General features: G+C 48.8%; 15 protein-coding genes. 10 read left to right on the plus strand and 5 right to left on the minus strand.

The window, feature by feature from the left end:
• Positions 1–3: 3 nt before the first annotated feature.
• On the minus strand, positions 4–1,323 hold the full coding sequence (locus VBY75_RS07245; RefSeq protein ID WP_054490802.1) for a sodium-dependent transporter: 1,320 nt from the start codon (positions 1,321–1,323) through the stop codon (positions 4–6).
• 209 nt (positions 1,324–1,532) lie between these two features.
• Here VBY75_RS07245 and pckA point away from each other — a divergent pair, with 209 nt between their 5' ends.
• The 3 genes from pckA (at position 1,533) to VBY75_RS07260 (ending at position 5,351) form a co-directional block, all read left to right on the plus strand.
• Positions 1,533–3,134, plus strand: coding sequence for a phosphoenolpyruvate carboxykinase (ATP) (pckA, locus tag VBY75_RS07250; protein ID WP_416511787.1), 1,602 nt, complete (start codon positions 1,533–1,535; stop codon positions 3,132–3,134).
• Positions 3,135–3,231: 97 nt separating this feature from the next.
• Positions 3,232–4,158: an ABC transporter ATP-binding protein gene (locus VBY75_RS07255; protein ID WP_222236335.1), complete on the plus strand. Its 927-nt coding sequence runs from the start codon at positions 3,232–3,234 to the stop codon at positions 4,156–4,158.
• A complete protein-coding gene (locus tag VBY75_RS07260) occupies positions 4,155–5,351 on the plus strand; it encodes an ABC transporter permease (protein WP_054490795.1) in 1,197 nt (398 codons plus the stop codon). Before VBY75_RS07255 ends, VBY75_RS07260 begins: the two co-directional genes overlap by 4 nt.
• A gap of 64 nt (positions 5,352–5,415) precedes the next feature.
• Here VBY75_RS07260 and VBY75_RS07265 read toward each other — a convergent pair whose 3' ends face one another.
• Together VBY75_RS07265 and fabR are read right to left on the minus strand one after the other, a co-directional pair.
• The gene (locus VBY75_RS07265; protein WP_416511790.1) at positions 5,416–7,434 is read right to left on the minus strand and encodes a S9 family peptidase; all 2,019 of its coding nucleotides are present in this window, start codon (positions 7,432–7,434) and stop codon (positions 5,416–5,418) included.
• A gap of 38 nt (positions 7,435–7,472) precedes the next feature.
• Positions 7,473–8,093, minus strand: coding sequence for an HTH-type transcriptional repressor FabR (gene fabR / locus VBY75_RS07270; RefSeq protein WP_054490791.1), 621 nt, complete (start codon positions 8,091–8,093; stop codon positions 7,473–7,475).
• Positions 8,094–8,246: 153 nt separating this feature from the next.
• Between fabR and VBY75_RS07275 the strand changes: the two genes are divergently transcribed.
• The 3 genes from VBY75_RS07275 (at position 8,247) to VBY75_RS07285 (ending at position 10,669) form a co-directional block, all read left to right on the plus strand.
• The gene (locus VBY75_RS07275) at positions 8,247–9,386 is read left to right on the plus strand and encodes a fatty acid desaturase (protein ID WP_416511792.1); all 1,140 of its coding nucleotides are present in this window, start codon (positions 8,247–8,249) and stop codon (positions 9,384–9,386) included.
• A gap of 116 nt (positions 9,387–9,502) precedes the next feature.
• Positions 9,503–9,820 carry a flagellar basal body rod C-terminal domain-containing protein gene (locus VBY75_RS07280; RefSeq protein ID WP_416511794.1) on the plus strand — a complete coding sequence of 106 codons (318 nt, stop codon included), beginning with the start codon at positions 9,503–9,505 and terminating at the stop codon, positions 9,818–9,820.
• A 9-nt stretch (positions 9,821–9,829) separates the two neighbouring features.
• Positions 9,830–10,669 carry a putative metalloprotease CJM1_0395 family protein gene (locus VBY75_RS07285; RefSeq protein ID WP_416511796.1) on the plus strand — a complete coding sequence of 280 codons (840 nt, stop codon included), beginning with the start codon at positions 9,830–9,832 and terminating at the stop codon, positions 10,667–10,669.
• Positions 10,670–10,686: 17 nt separating this feature from the next.
• Here the strand turns inward: VBY75_RS07285 and VBY75_RS07290 are convergent, their stop codons facing one another.
• Positions 10,687–13,014, minus strand: coding sequence for a Tex family protein (locus VBY75_RS07290; protein WP_416511798.1), 2,328 nt, complete (start codon positions 13,012–13,014; stop codon positions 10,687–10,689).
• A gap of 63 nt (positions 13,015–13,077) precedes the next feature.
• Positions 13,078–13,557, minus strand: a complete 480-nt coding sequence (gene greB / locus VBY75_RS07295; RefSeq protein WP_222236339.1) for a transcription elongation factor GreB — start codon at positions 13,555–13,557, stop codon at positions 13,078–13,080.
• Positions 13,558–13,790: 233 nt separating this feature from the next.
• Between greB and VBY75_RS07300 the strand changes: the two genes are divergently transcribed.
• The 4 genes from VBY75_RS07300 to VBY75_RS07315 all read left to right on the plus strand — a co-directional run bounded on the left by VBY75_RS07300 (position 13,791) and on the right by VBY75_RS07315 (position 16,028).
• Entirely contained in the window at positions 13,791–14,162 is a 372-nt protein-coding gene (locus VBY75_RS07300) for a hypothetical protein (protein WP_222236341.1), read from the plus strand.
• Positions 14,163–14,397: 235 nt separating this feature from the next.
• Complete coding sequence (locus VBY75_RS07305; protein WP_416511801.1) at positions 14,398–15,297, plus strand: lipid kinase; 900 nt, start codon at positions 14,398–14,400, stop codon at positions 15,295–15,297.
• Between the two features lies 1 nt (position 15,298).
• Positions 15,299–15,739, plus strand: coding sequence for a hypothetical protein (locus VBY75_RS07310; protein WP_416511803.1), 441 nt, complete (start codon positions 15,299–15,301; stop codon positions 15,737–15,739).
• 76 nt (positions 15,740–15,815) lie between these two features.
• Entirely contained in the window at positions 15,816–16,028 is a 213-nt protein-coding gene (locus VBY75_RS07315) for a hypothetical protein (RefSeq protein WP_199494033.1), read from the plus strand.
• Positions 16,029–16,046 lie beyond the last annotated feature (18 nt).

Raw genomic sequence — 16,046 nt, forward strand, 5'->3', positions numbered from 1 at the left:
GGTTTAACTAAAAGCGACGTGATAAAACACAATGCTCATTAGCACCGGGCATAAATAACGAATATGCCAGCGTAATAAAGTTAAACCGAGACTTCCCGCAGCAATAGCTTTTAAGTGGTTGCTGCGGTGCCATAACCAACCGACCACCAGCAAGTAGAATAACCCTGACAGCGGCAACTGAAACTGAGTAACTGCCGTGACAACCCAGCCAAACAGCGGCTCAAAAAACAAGATTAATAACAGCGAGAAGGTTGCGATAACCCCCAGTGATAAAGCCGTTGCCGCAGGGCGTTTTAGCTCACGTTCTTCAATGCAGTAAGAGACCGGGACTTCGGCCTGAGCAATGGTTGAAGTCAAAGCGGCGATACTGAGTAAGATAAAGAATGCGAAAGCAACGAAAGGTCCGGCTACGCCCATGCTGTTAAAGAGCTCTGGCAATACCGCAAAAATGAGCTGGCCTTCGCCAATAAGCTGGGAACCTTCACCGACATTAACGCCCAGATGAATACCAGCGTATAAAGCGGGAATAATGAGCAGGCCAGCTAAGAACGCAATAAAGGTGTCCAGCGCAGCTACGGATAAACTTAAGCGGCCTAAATTAGCACCAGGCTTCAGGTAAGAGCCGTAAATCATCATGCCGCCCAGGCCAATAGAAAGCGAGAAGAAGGCCTGGCCCATAGCCGCAACCAAAATGCTGGTGTCGGTCATGAGGCTGAAGTCGGGCACTAAGTATTTCTGCAGCCCTTCGTCAGCCCCGGGTAACGTCAGCATGTAAGCAATAAGGGCAACCAGTAAAACAACCAGGGTTGGCATCAGCCGTTTCGACCAGCGTTCAATGCCTTTTTCCACCCCCTGAAAAACCACATAAGCTGTGGCCAGCAAAAATACAGCGGTAAAAATTAAGTCGCGGGTTAGTGAGCTATTAAGCAAAAATTCGGCGGCAACTTCAATGCCAAAACCGCGTGCCAAAAAGCCCAGAGCGTGAACCAACATCCAGCCGGCAACCACGTGGTAAAAGCTCAGCATTAAGCACGAGCCCAGTACATTCAGGTAACCCATTAGGCGACCAATGGGGCGGGCGCGACCTTCAGATAGCTGCGTTAATGAGCGAACCGGATTCGCCTGAGCGCTGTGCCCAATAAGCATTTCACTGTATAAGGCGGGTATGGCAAGTATAAAGATTACGCAAAGATAGACCAGCAGGAAGGCGCCGCCACCGTGGTTTGCCACTTGTGTCGGAAAGCCCCAAATGTTGCCCAGACCAACGGCCGAGCCCGCGGCTGCTAGTATAAAGCCAATTCGGCTGTGAAAAGAATCACGCATAAATGATCAGAAACCCACTGCTGCTTGCTTAAGTCAGGCGGGCATTCTATCGAACTGACAAAATTTTGCTCTATCTTTTTTACCTGAATCGGGTTAACATTCGCGGCCTGAAAATTGACCAGTAAACCAGCAGCAAAACAGGATGCTTTGCGCGGTGCTACTGCTGTTAACGTTAACGAACAAGACCGTAATCTCAGGAGCCTTACGTCATGCCAAATCTGGATCTGAGCCGCTACGGCATCACCGATGTCGAAGAAATCGTCCATAATCCGTCCTATGACCTGCTGTTCAAAGAAGAAACTCGCGATGACCTGCAAGGTTATGAAAAAGGAACGGTAACGGACCTTGGAGCGGTTGCTGTTGATACAGGAATTTTTACCGGACGTTCCCCCAAAGACAAATACATTGTTCGCGACGACACGACTCGCGATACCGTCTGGTGGGCTGACCAGGGCAAGAACGACAACAAACCATTGTCGACTGAAACCTGGAATGAACTGAAAGGTTTGGTTACTGAGCAGTTGTCGCACAAACGTCTGTTTGTGGTTGACACCTATTGCGGTGCTAACGAAGATACACGTCTTGCGGTTCGCTTCATTACTGAAGTGGCATGGCAGGCACATTTTGTAAAAAACATGTTCATTCGCCCAAGCGAAGAAGAGCTGGAAAATTTTGAACCAGACTTCGTGGTCATGAATGGCGCAAAGTGCATTAATCCTAAGTGGCAAGAACAAGAGCTGAATTCTGAAAACTTTGTGGCGTTTAACTTAACTGAAAAAATTCAGTTGATTGGCGGCACCTGGTATGGCGGCGAAATGAAGAAAGGTATGTTCTCAATGATGAACTACTTCCTGCCGCTTAAAGGTATTGCTTCTATGCACTGCTCTGCCAACGTCGATGAAAAAGGCGATGTGGCTATTTTCTTTGGCTTGTCAGGCACAGGTAAAACGACGTTGTCGACTGACCCGAAACGCGCACTGATTGGTGACGACGAGCACGGTTGGGACGACGACGGTGTCTTCAACTTTGAAGGTGGTTGTTACGCGAAAACCATTAACCTGTCGAAAGAAGCTGAACCGGATATTTATAACGCCATTCGCCGTGACGCTCTGCTGGAAAATGTTGCTGTTGATGAAAATGGTGTTGTTGATTTCGACGACAACTCAAAAACAGAAAACACGCGTGTTTCTTACCCAATTCATCACATAGAAAACATTGTGAAGCCGGTGTCTAAAGCGGGTCACGCGAAAAAGGTGATTTTCCTGACGGCTGACGCCTTTGGCGTATTGCCTCCGGTGTCTAAGCTGACTAAAGAGCAGGCGCAGTACCATTTCTTATCTGGCTTTACCGCCAAATTAGCAGGCACCGAGCGCGGTGTAACCGAGCCTACGCCAACGTTCTCCAGTTGTTTTGGCGCGGCGTTCTTAAGTCTGCACCCAACTCAGTACGCGGAAGTATTAGTGAAGCGTATGGAAGCGGCTGGCGCAGAAGCTTACCTGGTTAACACTGGCTGGAACGGTACCGGCAAGCGTATCTCTATTAAAGCGACCCGCGCTATCATCGACTCTATTTTAGACGGCTCGATTGAAGACGCGGAATTTGTCGAACTGCCATACTTCAACTTAGCGATGCCAACTCAGTTAGCCGGCGTTGAAGACAGCAGCATCTTAGACCCGCGTAACACCTACGAAGACGCAGGTGAGTGGGATGTGCGAGCCAAAGACCTGGCTGAGCGTTTCGTTGCTAACTTCGAGAAGTTTACCGACACCGATAACGGTAAAGCGCTGGTAGCGGCAGGCCCGCAACTGTAAAGTCACAGTTTGAAACAAATTAAAGGGCTCGTAACACTTGTTACGGGCCCTTTGTGTTTCTAAGATAGGCGCCACATTCTAATAACAGAAAAACAACATGCGCCTTTCAGTTAATAATGTCACTAAGCGCTATCGCACGGTTACGGCGGTAGATGCAATATCACTCGATATTCAACCCGGAAAAATTCAGGCTCTGCTTGGTCCCAATGGTGCCGGTAAATCCTCTTTAGTTCGTATGCTGGTTGGTTTGACGCACCCCGACCAAGGCGAAATTGTGGTTGAGAACAACGGTCAAACCATAGACCTGACTTACCACGACTTTGCTTACTTACCCGAAGACCGTGGCTTGTATCAGGACCGCTCCATTCTCGATAACCTTAATTACATTGCCAGTCTGCGCGGACTGAAGCTGAGCGACATACGTGGCGATATTGACAGCTGGCTGGCACGGTTTGAACTGACGGATCGTAAAGACGAGCCGTTGCGTCAGATGTCTAAAGGTAACCAGCAAAAAGTGCAGCTTATAGCCACCTTGCTGCATGACCCACAGTTGGTGATTCTTGACGAGCCGTTTTCAGGTTTGGATCCGGTGAATCAGGAACATGTGCTGACGGTACTTAGTGAGCTGCGCGAGCGCGGCAAAACCGTGGTGCTGAGTGCGCACCAGATGGCATTGGTAGAACGTTTAGCCGATACCATGCTGTTAATGAATAAAGGCCAGGCTGTTGCGCAGGGAAGCCTTCAGGAAATTCGCAATACTTTACTACCGGAACCGGTTTACCGGGTGACCACCAATGCCCAGCTTGCAATGGAAAACTGGGCGGCAGTGGAACAGGTCGATTCAGTTCATAAAGTAAACGACGAGCAGGTTGAACTGACGTTTAACAAGGACGCCGATATTGAGCAGTTGTGGCCGCAGCTAGCACAGCAGGTGCCGATAAAGGCTTTTGCACCTATTCAGCCGGGGTTACATGACTTGTACCTGGACACGATACGTAAGCAAACCGGGGAGGTGCAGTCATGAAAGTCAGTTACTTACAACAGTTAAAAGCTATTGCCTGGTGGGAATTCAAACGCTTTTTTAAGTGGAAGCAGGAGCTGTTTTCCATTGCGCTTTTAGTGGTGATTTTTGCGGTGAGTGCTGGTTGGGGAGCTATTACCCAAATTTTTTCCGATGAATACCAGGGCGCTATTTTCTATCAGGAAGGTAAGCCGCAGGCGTGGGAATTCAAGGCGCCAAAAGACTTAACCCTTCGTAGCGCCGGCACCATGGAAGTGGAAAAGTGGCAAACGCAGCTACCGGAAGACTTAGACACCTTGATTGTGATTACACCCGAGTTAACCGCTAAGGTTTGGGTGAAGAAGTCCCAAAGCTGGCAGCAGGAGTTACGCAGCGAGCTGCAGGAGCAGTTGCAGACTCTTCGTATTCAACAACTGTCACTGACGCCGGAAGAGCGCACAGTCATTAATGAGAAACCCGACATAACCTTTGCTATTGAAGAAAGCGAAGACGCTTCGATAGACGATGCCAGCGACGCTTCCGCCACCATGTTGCTGATGGTGATCATGGTCGGTGTTTTCACCGGTTTTGGATTGATGATGATGTCGATTACTGCCGAGAAGCAGCAACGTGTGACGGAACAGTTGCTGACGATTGTGACGCCTACGCAGTGGATGGACGGAAAAATCATAGGTATTACGCTGCACAGTATTAAATCCATGACCTTTATTGGATTAATGATTCTGGGCGTGAGCATGGTGATTGCCGCCTTTTCAGAAGACGGTGGTTCGGGCCTGGATTGGGGCGTGGGAACGACTCTGCTCAGTATTATCTTTGTGGTGCTGGGAACAGTTTTAATCAACGCCATGCTGGCTGGCTTTTCGGCAACCATTGATGACCCGAATCACTCGTCCCGCAGTACCGTAATGCTGGTACCGCTGTTGCCGGTGTTTTTAAGCTTCAGTGTGATTGGTGAGCCAGACTCCACCATCGCAACGGTGATGAGCATTATTCCGATCAGTTCATTCGCAATGATGCCTGCGCGCTTGCTGCAAACAGACGTTGCAGTATGGGAGTGGTTGCTGAGCCTGGTATTGCTGGCGGCCTTCGTATATTGGATGCGTAGTGTTGCCGGGCGTTTATTCGCCATGGGCATTCAGTACTATGGTAAAGAACCAGGCTGGAAAGAAATCTGGCGAGCTGTCGCCGGTAAATAAAGAAGTTGAAGGAACAAAAAAGCCGGGACGCTTCATAGCTCCCGGCTTTTTATTAGAGGTATTCTTACTTCAGCTGCTCAGCGTGTGGCAGCTCAAACGATGGTTTCTCTTCGGCTTTCTCAACCAGGAAGCTATCCATCCAGCGCATTAGGCGCATGCTGTAGTCCAGCTGTGCTGCAACTTTACGGTTACCGTGGCCTTCGCCGGGGTAAAGCACTAAGCGAACCGGCACGTTACCGTGAGTCTTGAGGTAACGGTAAAGCTCCATTGACTGAGAAGGGTGTACACGGGTGTCTTCTTTACCGTGCATGATAAGAATTGGCGTGCGGGCCTTTTCTGCGTGGAAAATTGGGCTGCGCTCTAAGTACCATTCCCACTTGTCCCATGGGTAGCTGCGCGCGTGTACCGCGTGCATTTCTTTCGCAATGTCAGTGGTACCAAACTTAGATAAGTTGTTGCTGATACCGACAAACATGACGCTGGCAGCAAAGTGTTCGGTTTGCGCTGTTGCCCCCCAGGCTGATGCAAAGCCGCCATAAGAGCCGCCGGTAATACCGACGCTTGACTCATCCGCCAAGCCGATATCAACGAGGTGTTTTTTAGCATCGACAATGTCATCGAACTCTTTACCTGCGTAGTCGTTCTGACCCAGTTTGGAGAATTCAACACCGCGTCCGGTGCTGCCGCGGTAGTTCGGGAAGAACAGCGCATAACCTTTGGCGGCAGCGTGCTTAACCGGCGAACCATAACGGTCTAACCAGCCGTTGCTGTAGTGCGACTCAGGACCACCGTGAATCACCATCATTAACGGATAGCGTTTGCCTTCTTCGTAGTCTGTCGGATAAACCACAATGCCTTCCAGCTTCAGCCCGTCACGAGCTTCGTAGGTCATGGTTTCCTGACGCGGCATTTCAACATCTGCCAACCAGGGGTTAGAATCCGTTAAACGCTCCAGGCGGCCATTGCTGTACTTAAAGGCTTCGTTTGGATGGCTGGGGCGATGACCCGTCAGCACAAATTCTGATTTGCCCGCTTCGCCGTCCAGGCTGGTGAAAATGGCTTCGCCAGTTTCTAACAGGCTACGGCTTTCCAGGAATTTAAGCGTCAACGCCTGAACTTCTGACTCCGTGCCGCGATGGCCTAACCAGACAATTTCTTCATCCGTCCGCCAGCTAAAGTCCTTGATAGAGCCTTTGTAGTCCGGCAGAACATTGCGGTGCTCTTGTTCGCGGGTGTCATAAACAAATAAAGTGCCGGCAGACGGGTCGTTGTAGTCCGCCGCGCGGATCATAGCCAGATAACGACCATCCGGCGAAAATTCAGCACGCCCCAGTTTGCCTTCGCTTTCGAACGAATTAACAACTTCGCCATCCAGACCAATCAAATGATACTGGCTGCTCATGTAGTTGTCGTCAATAAGCGAAGTTGGTGCGGTACGAACCAGTAACTGTTCGTTATTCGGGTGGAAGCTAACCGAAAGCGCGTGCTGGTCTTCGGCGGTAACCGCTTTGGCTTCTGCCTCTTCGTCACCCAGAGAAACATGGTAAACCTGAGTGTAGGTTAAATCTTCTTCGTACACTTCAGCTTTAAAGCCCTTTTTCGAAAGCTTTTTCTTGTCACTGTCCTTTGCGCCTGAAGATAAAAAGACCAGTTGCTCACCGTCATCGCTCAGTGCGTAGCTGCCAATGTTACCTTCAAATTCAAAGACTGACTGAACACCGCCTCCGCGTACTGGCATGCGATATAATTCCTGGTACTCGTCACCTTCTTCTTTAGCGGTAAAGTACAGGTACTCGCTTTGTGGCCCAAAACTGACCCGGCTGAACTTTTTATCTTTGCTCAGGTAAGAAGTTTCTTCGCCATCAGCGTTAATAAGTACTAACTCACGGTAGCTGGAACCGTCGTCGTCTTCGTACGGAGTACGGGGCGTAGAGCGGATAACAGCCGTGAATTGCCCATCCGGCGATAATTGAGCTGAACGAATGGCTTTGGTGGTTACGGTATCTATTAGCGACATTTCGCGGGCGTCTAAATTAACCGCCCAAACTGCCAATGCCATACCGCTTACAGCACGTAAAAGCATATAAGTCTCCAGTGTTCTGTCTGTTTAAAGTTGTTTTTCTATGACTCTCGTTTTAATAATCGGCGAGTCGCTTCGGCGCCTCTGGCAACCAGGCGAACTTGCTGAATTGTTTTCTCGGTAATAATTTCGCGTTCTTCTTCATCAACATCGAAGCAGTCGGCCCCGGCGCTGAATACAATTTTAGCTATGGTATCGGATTGCAGTTCGGCCAGCTCTCGGGTAAAGGACTGCTCATTTACTAAGTAGTCCTCCAGCTCTGCTTTAAAGTGATCAATTTCGCGCACTACGGCTAAACGGAAACTGCGCGAGCGGCCGGAACGTTCCTGCAACAACAGCCGGAAGGTCGCAGTATTGTCCGCCACAAATTGCATAAAGGTTTCAATGGATACCCTAATAATGGAACCGCCGGACTCGATTCTCTGGCGCGCCTGACGAAGCAACTGACGTAATGCCAGACCGCACTCATCAACCAAAGTGAGTCCTAACTCATCCATGTCACGAAAGTGTCTGTAGAAAGACGTAGGGGCAATACCGGCTTCGCGTGCCACTTCGCGTAAGCTTAAGCTGGAGAACCCGTTTTCGGCGCTTAATTGGTTCATTGCCGCGTTAATTAACGCCTGTCGGGTTTTCTCTTTCTGCTTTGCGCGAATTCCGGCCATAGTGTTCGTTTATTTATGCGTGTGTGTAAAGAATGATAACACAGCTTTTTACACTTTTACCGCTTGTAATTTGACCGAGAAACACGTACATTCAGCGAACAGGTGTACGCTGTTTTGTCACCTGCCTTTATTTGATTGTTTTAGGTTATATGCATGCAACAGATTTCTGAAAAGCCCCCCATTATCTGGTTAAACACCTTAGTTTTTGCCATTACTTTTATCGTCGCCCTTGTTGGCGTGCCTTTATACGCGTACAGCGTAGGTATTGGCGCCGCATTTTGGTGGGTTATGTTAGGCACGGCGTGTTTCGCCGGGCTATCGATTACCGCGGGCTACCACCGCTTATGGGCGCACCGTACTTACGATGCCAACCCCGTAATTCGCTTTATTTTTGCTATTGGTGGTGCTGTCGCACTGCAAAACAGTGCGCTTCACTGGTCTTCTGATCATCGTGAACATCACAAACATGTTGATGACAACGACAAAGACCCGTATTCCGCTAAGCGAGGGTTCTGGTACTCGCACATAGGCTGGATGATCCGTGAATATCAGGCCAGTCGTTATACCGACTACGACAATGTTCAGGACTTACAGAAAGACCCAATTGTTATGTGGCAGCACAAGTATTACCTGCCGCTGACCTTATTTGTGAACTTTGGCTGGCCAATTGCCGCTGGCTTTATGCTGGGCGACGTATGGGCCGGGTTACTGGTTATCGGCGTACTGCGCCTGGTGCTGAACCACCACACTACCTTCTTTATTAACTCGCTGGCGCACATTTGGGGTAAACAACCTTATACCGACAAAAATACCGCACGCGACAACGGCGTGCTGGCTTTTTTAACCTTTGGCGAGGGCTACCATAATTATCACCACATTTTTGCTGCGGACTATCGTAACGGCATTCGCTGGTGGCATTTTGACCCGACCAAATGGCTGATTGTTGCCAGTAAATGGCTGGGTCTGGCGAAAAACTTAAAGCGTAGCTCGCCGTATCAGGTAGAGCGGGCGAAACTGCAAATGCAGTTAAAACGCGCTCAGCAGAAAGCTAAAGCAGCACCGGATTCGCTGTTTGAAAGGGCTCAGGAGCACTATGATCAAATGGGTCAGCATTTGAAGGCTTACTATCAGGCTCGTAAAAAGCTTTTGGACACGAAAACACAAGCGTTAAAAGAGCATGTGAACCATGATATTGACGTGCTGAAAAAGCAGGTCGATGAAATGAAAGAAGCCTTAGAAGTGCAGAAACGCTCATGGAAAGCCTTGCTGAACCAGATTCAGCAACACGCATAAAGCCGGCTGAAAATTGCGATGAACGGTACTTGTCAGTACTTGAAAATGTTTAAAATATGACCGATACTGACAAGTACATTCGCAGTAACACGCGCAGCGCGTGATTAGGAGTGACTATGGAAATTGGTGCAGCAATGAATTCAGGCTTGCAAGGTGTGCAACGTGCAAACCAGCAAGTTTCTCAGGCTAGCCAGGAAATTGCTTCAGCTTCTGCATCTGGGCGTAATGACGTTCAGCAGCAGGACAATGCCAATGTTAATGGTGCTCAGACAGCGACAGAATCCGCATCTGAAACGAGCCAAAGCGTAACGGCTACAAGCACAACGGACTCTCTTGTTTCTCTGAATCAGGGGCAGACCAATTTTGAAGCAAACACTCGTACAGTAGAAACTGCTGACGAAGTGTTGGGCACAATGATCGATACCAACGCTTAATGTTCTAACATGAATATCTCACCAGCGTTACCGCCTATTCCTGTAACGTCGGCTCCACCTGCGGAGTCGATGAACAGGGATAATTTCGAGCGGCCGCTGGTGAAAGAACCTGCCAAATCTGACCAATCCAGTAATAAACCGAATACTCAGGCCGACCGAAAAGCCGACGGCAAGAGTGATGGCAAAGGTGACGACAAAACAGCCACCGACAAAGCCAGCAAGGAAGTCACCGATGAAGCTGAAAAAAATCAGCAAAAACTCAGTGAAGAAGAAATTGAGAAAGTCGATGAACTGAAAAGCCGTGACCAGGAAGTTCGTGTGCACGAACAAGCTCACGCTGCCGTTGGTGGTCAGTATGCCAGCTCACCTTCGTACGAATATGAGCGAGGACCCGATGGCAAGTCTTATGCTGTTGGCGGTGAAGTTCAGATAGACGTTAGCCCGGTTAATGGTGACCCACAAGCCACTATCCAGAAAATGCAGGTGGTTCGTCGTGCAGCTATGGCACCGGCGCAACCTTCACCGGCAGACAGAGCAATAGCGTCTGAAGCAACCAATAAAGCAACTCAGGCGCGGGCTGAGTTAGCTCAGATGCAAATTGAGTCCGGCCAGGATGGTGAAGAGGGCGAAGAGCCAAACCCGGACATTAGTATTAATGCGCCGTTTAACAAAAGTCTGGAAGGTGCAAACAAAGGCGAAGGTGATAGCCAGTCAAATGGCGTCGACGCCGCAGCACCTGCCGAACAGAGCAAAAAGACTCTGTCATCGCCGGAGCGTGGCGAGATGATAGCCTCTTTCTACGATAAGCGTGTTCGTCCATCCGTGGACTCATTCAGCGCTACTGCTTAACGCCTCTCTATCCCGTTTTAATTTTTCTTCGCTTTTGCAAAGGCATCTGCCAATGCGCTACCCATAGCCGAGTTTTGTGGCTGTGGCGCACGACCACTACTACCGGAAGGTTTTTTCTTAGGTCCGTTACCGGCTTTCGTTTTAGGCTTGTCAGCTGAGGTGTTGGCCGGCGCTTCATCGCTTAAACGCATGGTTAAACCAATACGCTTACGCTCAATATCCACTTCCAGCACTTTTACCTTAACAATGTCGCCGGCTTTAACCACTTCGCGGGGGTCGCTGACAAACTTATCGGCCAGTGCTGAAATGTGAACCAGGCCGTCCTGATGCACGCCAACATCCACAAAGGCGCCAAAGTTCGCCACGTTAGTTACCACACCTTCCAGTAACATGCCGGGCTTCAGATCACTGACTTTCTCAACGCCTTCTTTAAATTCCGCGGTTTTAAACTCAGGGCGAGGGTCGCGGCCCGGTTTTTCCAGTTCAGCCAAAATGTCCGTTACTGTTGGCAGACCGAAGCGCTCGTCGGTGTAGTCGGCGGCATTGAGGCTTTTAACCAATGAATGGTTGCCAATCAGCTCTTGTACCGGCAGCTCATTCGCTTTTGCCATGCGTTCTACCACCGAATAGGCTTCCGGGTGAACCGCCGAGGCATCTAACGGCTGTTCGCCATTATTAATGCGCATAAAACCTGCCGCCTGTTCAAAGGCTTTTGGTCCCATGCGCGGCACATCGAGTAACTGTTTACGGTTAGCAAAGGCACCGTTGGCGTCGCGGTAATCGACAATGTTTTTCGCTAGCGTTTTCGACAAACCTGAAACGCGCTGAAGCAAAGCCGCAGAAGCCATGTTGGCATCCACACCTACCGCGTTTACACAGTCCTCAACCACTGCATCCAGGCTATGAGCCAGTTGTGACTGGCTAACGTCGTGCTGGTACTGGCCCACACCAATCGATTTAGGCTCAATTTTAACCAGCTCGGCTAGCGGATCTTGTAAGCGGCGGGCGATAGACACCGCGCCACGCAGTGATACGTCCATATCCGGAAATTCCTGCGCCGCCTGCTCAGACGCTGAGTAAACCGACGCACCAGCCTCGTTCACTATAACCTTTGTGGCTTTAATGTCGCTGTGCTGCTTGAGCATGTCACCGACCATTTTGTCGGTCTCGCGCGAGTGAGTGCCGTTACCAATACTAATGAGCTCGACCTTGTACTGTTTGCACAAGGTGGCCAGCGTACGCATGGCTTTATCCATTTGGTTTTGCGGCTGAAACGGAAAAACTGTATTGGTAGCGACTGCTTTACCGGTTTCATCCACTACCGCAACTTTAACACCCGTACGAACGCCCGGGTCTAAGCCCATAGTGGTTTTCGCACCGGCAGGCGCCGCCATCAGTAAGTCTTTTAAGTTGCTGGCAAATACCTGAATGGCCGCTTCCTCGGCACGCTCACGCACACGAGCCATAAGTTCAGTTTCCATATGCAGCGACAGCTTCACCCGCCATGTCCATTGAATAACCTGACGCAGCCAGTCATCGGCAGCACGACCTTTGTGCTCAAAGTTCAGGAAGTCAGCAATAATGACTTCGCAGTGCGAGCCGGAGGTTTTGTCTTCACTGCCCGGGTCAGCGTCCATAGAAAGCTGCAAAAAACCTTCATTACGACCGCGCAGCAACGCCAACGTGCGGTGCGAAGGAATGGTCTTAAACAGTTCAGAAAACTCAAAGTAGTCGCGGAATTTAGCGCCTTCTTTCTCTTTACCCGCAGCAACTGTGCTGGTTAAGTGCGCGTTCTGCCACAAGTGTGAACGCAAACGCTTCAGCAACTCCGCCTGTTCGGCAAAGCGCTCCATTAAAATGGCGCGGGCACCGTCTAATACCGCTTTAGCGTCAGCAAAGCCTTTGTCAGCGTCAACGTAGTCAGCGGCCGCTTGTTCAGGGCTCTGAGTTGGGTCTTTCCACAGTAAATCCGCCAGCGGCTCAATGCCCGCTTCAATAGCAATTTGGCCTTTAGTGCGGCGCTTAGGCTTGTAGGGCAGGTATAAATCTTCCAGCTCGGTTTTCGAATCGGCGGTTTTAATACTCTGAGCCAGTTCGTCGGTTAATTTGCCTTGCTCGTCAATCGACTTCAGTATTACCTGACGGCGGTCGTCCAGCTCGCGCAGGTAGTTCAGACGCTGGTGCAGCTGACGTAATTGCGTGTCGTCTAAACCGCCGGTGACCTCTTTACGGTAACGGGCAATAAAAGGCACCGTCGAGCCTTCGTCCAGCAACTGGATAACAGCGGCAATCTGACGCTCGTCGACCTTCAGTTCATTAGCAAGTAATTGCGGTATCTGGCTCATAGTACATCTCTTGGTTTTAAAACGTTACGACAAATAATGGGGACGAATACTATCACGAATTGACTACGCGGGCTGTTGGTAACTTATCTTATTAATAAACCAAGTCTTGGTGCCCTGCGGCGTGTTAACCTCCGCCTCATCGTCCACCTGCTTTTTCAGCAGAGCGCGCGCCATGGGCGAGTCGATAGACACTGCGTCTTTGCGATCATAAATCTCGTCCGGGCCAACAATTTGAAAGGCGCGAACGTTCTCGTCTTCGTCCTCAATTTCCACCCAGGCACCAAAAAACACCTTACCGTCCTGTTGCGGCGAATAATACACAACCTTCACCTGCTCCAGACGCTTGGTTAAATAGCGAATACGACCATCAATTTTACGCAGCTTCTGCTTATTGTATTTATAGTCTGCGTTCTCTGACCTATCACCAAGACTCGCCGCCCACGACACCTTCTCCACGGTTTCACGCCGCTCCACCCGCCAAAGGTGCTCGAGTTCCTGCTGCAACTTTTCATAACCGCCAAGGGTAATTAAATTGGTTTTCATACGCTGATTCGTTAATTCCTGCGTTGAATGATTAGGGGATTTTACTGGGTTATTAGTTTGAGGGAAATGGGGGATTAGTAAGGGAGTGTAAGTAGTTGTACATGGCCTTTTGTTGTACTCAGCGTGTAACTCATTTAATGTGAATTACATAACAACAACCAGATATTGCGCATCCGCTAGAGTGAAAAGGAGCAGACGCAGTATACAAATGTAAACCCTCAGGGGAGAGATTAATGAATAGGTATTTCGTCCCTGCTTTGCTACTTTTATTAACTGGATGTGTTGAGCACCCTGATACAACCGCTTTTAATATACCAGGCATAGAGCAAGCAGTTAAGTCGTTAGATATTGAATCTGAAGAGGTTGTCGTAATACCCAAAGAAGAATTACCGGAGACTCTAAAAGAAATAAATCCAGAGGAGGTGAGGGGGACTAAATTTGGGACTTTTATTATTTTGCAGAGTAGCTTCAATAATGAGAGTGGCCTATTTGTATCTCCGTACTTCGGTAGCATGACGTCTTTCGGGGGAGTCGATGGAGGAAATGGGTTTCCTGGGGAATTTAAAAAAGTAGAAAGTCATACTTTCACATTTAAGAGAACGTAAAGAAATATAGTAAATGTATATCGATGGGTAAGTTTTTGCTTTTTAAGGAGAGAGCACGAGTTCCCCCCAGAGACTTTCTGAGTCCCGGTAAGGAACTCACAACTAATTCTTGTGTGACTTTTTGCTTAACACATCTGTCACCCTGCCCAGCAACGTAAATATTCCGTCAGTGCTTTGAAGCCTTGGAATAAACCTCTTATATTTAACGCAGTGCATAACACGAAGAGGTAAAGCATTGCAGCATGCGTTGTTAGTTATCAACCCGAAGAGCCGTAATGGTCATTCCGAGGAGTTAACTGAAGCCACCGACTTGCTCAGAAACTCCGGCATTGAGGTTGAGGTTTGCGTCACTGAAAGTCCGTCTCATATGGCCTCATGCATTGAAAATTACCGTGAGAAAAAAGGAGTGGTGATTGTTGCCGGGGGCGATGGAACCATCAGTTCAGCGTTGGAGTCAATCTATAAAAGCGAGCAAACCTTGGCCATTTTACCGATGGGAACAGCTAACGACTTGGCGCGCTCGCTTGGTATTTCGCATGACGTTGTTGCAGCCGCTCAGGCTATTGTTAATGACAAGCGAGAACGCATAAACTTGGCAAAGGTGAATAATAGCTATTTTGTGAATGTTGCTCATGTTGGTTTAGGCGTAGAGGTAACCCGCGAGCTGACGTCAGAAATGAAGAAGTACTTTGGCGTGTTTGCGTATTTGGGCGCATTTACCAGTGTCATGAAGCGCAACAAGAGTTTTAAAGTTCAAATAGAAGCTGATGGCTGGAAGGCGTCTGTAAGGGCAATTCACCTAGCGGTAGGTAACGGTCGTTACTACGGTGGCGGAAATATTGTCGATGATGACTCTACACTGCTGGATGGGCAGTTGAACTTATTTTGCTTGAAACCAATACGGTGGTGGCGGTTGTTATTACTGGGAGTCAATTTTCGTAACGGCAGTTTGCAAAAGGCAGAGCGGGTGGTCTGTAAAAAAGCCCAAAATATTAGCATTAAAACCTCCAGGCCGAAGCGCATTCAGGCCGACGGCGAATTTAAAACCGATACACCGGCCAACTTCGAGGTAATACCTAAGGCTATTGAAGCTGTTGTAGGTGATATGCCACTGCTTAACGAAAACAAGGATTAAAATGTCGATATTACGCACAGATAATCAGGCCGATAGTATAGAAATTCTGAAGTTAGTCATTGAGACAACGGATTACTACCGGGAGATAGCGGAAGTGGTTGGGGATGATAGCCTCGCCAGTAAGCTTAATGATATTGCCAACGAGAGATCTTCCTATATTGAGCCATTTGAGAATGTAGTTAAAGACTTAGGCGAGCTACCGGCTAAACCTGACCCTGATAAAGAACTCCTGCACAAAATAGAAGGGGAACTTACTCAGTTTTTCTCTGCGAATTCTAGAAACGCCATTTTAGATAAGTGTCTGCAGGAAGATGAAGAACTGGCAACTGTGGTAAAACGCACTGAGCTGGGTGAGAAGTCGGCGGAGTATCAAAAATTACTCGATGCCTTGGCTGAAAACCTAAGTAAGACTCAAAAATCTATTCAGGCATTGAAAGACTAGACTTTATAGAGTTAGCAATAGAGTATTATTTTTATAGGATAAATATTAAAAGGTTGAATCAAAGGAGACTAACTCTATGGAAGACACGCTTTTCGCTGGCATCGGTATTATAGGTGGGTTGGCCTACTTAGCTATTGCTTTGTTATGGATACTAGTACCAATATTTATTTTTCTTATTTCAAAGCGCGTTAAGGACATGCGAGATATAGCACGGGAGTCTCGATTGGAAGTTAAAGAGCTTAACGCCAACCTCAAGGCTTTAAAAAGGAAGCTCAACGAGGAAGAGTGAGAAAAATACTGCAAAACG

The sequence above is a fragment of the Idiomarina sp. HB genome (assembly GCF_048059115.1).
In the GTDB taxonomy this organism is placed as follows: Bacteria; Pseudomonadota; Gammaproteobacteria; order Enterobacterales; family Alteromonadaceae; genus Idiomarina; species Idiomarina abyssalis.

Coding starts and splice junctions, on each gene's coding strand:
- VBY75_RS07245 (WP_054490802.1), bottom strand. CDS start 1,323: ATGCGTGATTCTTTTCACAGCCGAATTGGCTTTATACTAGCAGCCGCG.
- pckA (WP_416511787.1), top strand. CDS start 1,533: ATGCCAAATCTGGATCTGAGCCGCTACGGCATCACCGATGTCGAAGAA.
- VBY75_RS07255 (WP_222236335.1), top strand. CDS start 3,232: ATGCGCCTTTCAGTTAATAATGTCACTAAGCGCTATCGCACGGTTACG.
- VBY75_RS07260 (WP_054490795.1), top strand. CDS start 4,155: ATGAAAGTCAGTTACTTACAACAGTTAAAAGCTATTGCCTGGTGGGAA.
- VBY75_RS07265 (WP_416511790.1), bottom strand. CDS start 7,434: ATGCTTTTACGTGCTGTAAGCGGTATGGCATTGGCAGTTTGGGCGGTT.
- fabR (WP_054490791.1), bottom strand. CDS start 8,093: ATGGCCGGAATTCGCGCAAAGCAGAAAGAGAAAACCCGACAGGCGTTA.
- VBY75_RS07275 (WP_416511792.1), top strand. CDS start 8,247: ATGCAACAGATTTCTGAAAAGCCCCCCATTATCTGGTTAAACACCTTA.
- VBY75_RS07280 (WP_416511794.1), top strand. CDS start 9,503: ATGGAAATTGGTGCAGCAATGAATTCAGGCTTGCAAGGTGTGCAACGT.
- VBY75_RS07285 (WP_416511796.1), top strand. CDS start 9,830: ATGAATATCTCACCAGCGTTACCGCCTATTCCTGTAACGTCGGCTCCA.
- VBY75_RS07290 (WP_416511798.1), bottom strand. CDS start 13,014: ATGAGCCAGATACCGCAATTACTTGCTAATGAACTGAAGGTCGACGAG.
- greB (WP_222236339.1), bottom strand. CDS start 13,557: ATGAAAACCAATTTAATTACCCTTGGCGGTTATGAAAAGTTGCAGCAG.
- VBY75_RS07300 (WP_222236341.1), top strand. CDS start 13,791: ATGAATAGGTATTTCGTCCCTGCTTTGCTACTTTTATTAACTGGATGT.
- VBY75_RS07310 (WP_416511803.1), top strand. CDS start 15,299: ATGTCGATATTACGCACAGATAATCAGGCCGATAGTATAGAAATTCTG.
- VBY75_RS07315 (WP_199494033.1), top strand. CDS start 15,816: ATGGAAGACACGCTTTTCGCTGGCATCGGTATTATAGGTGGGTTGGCC.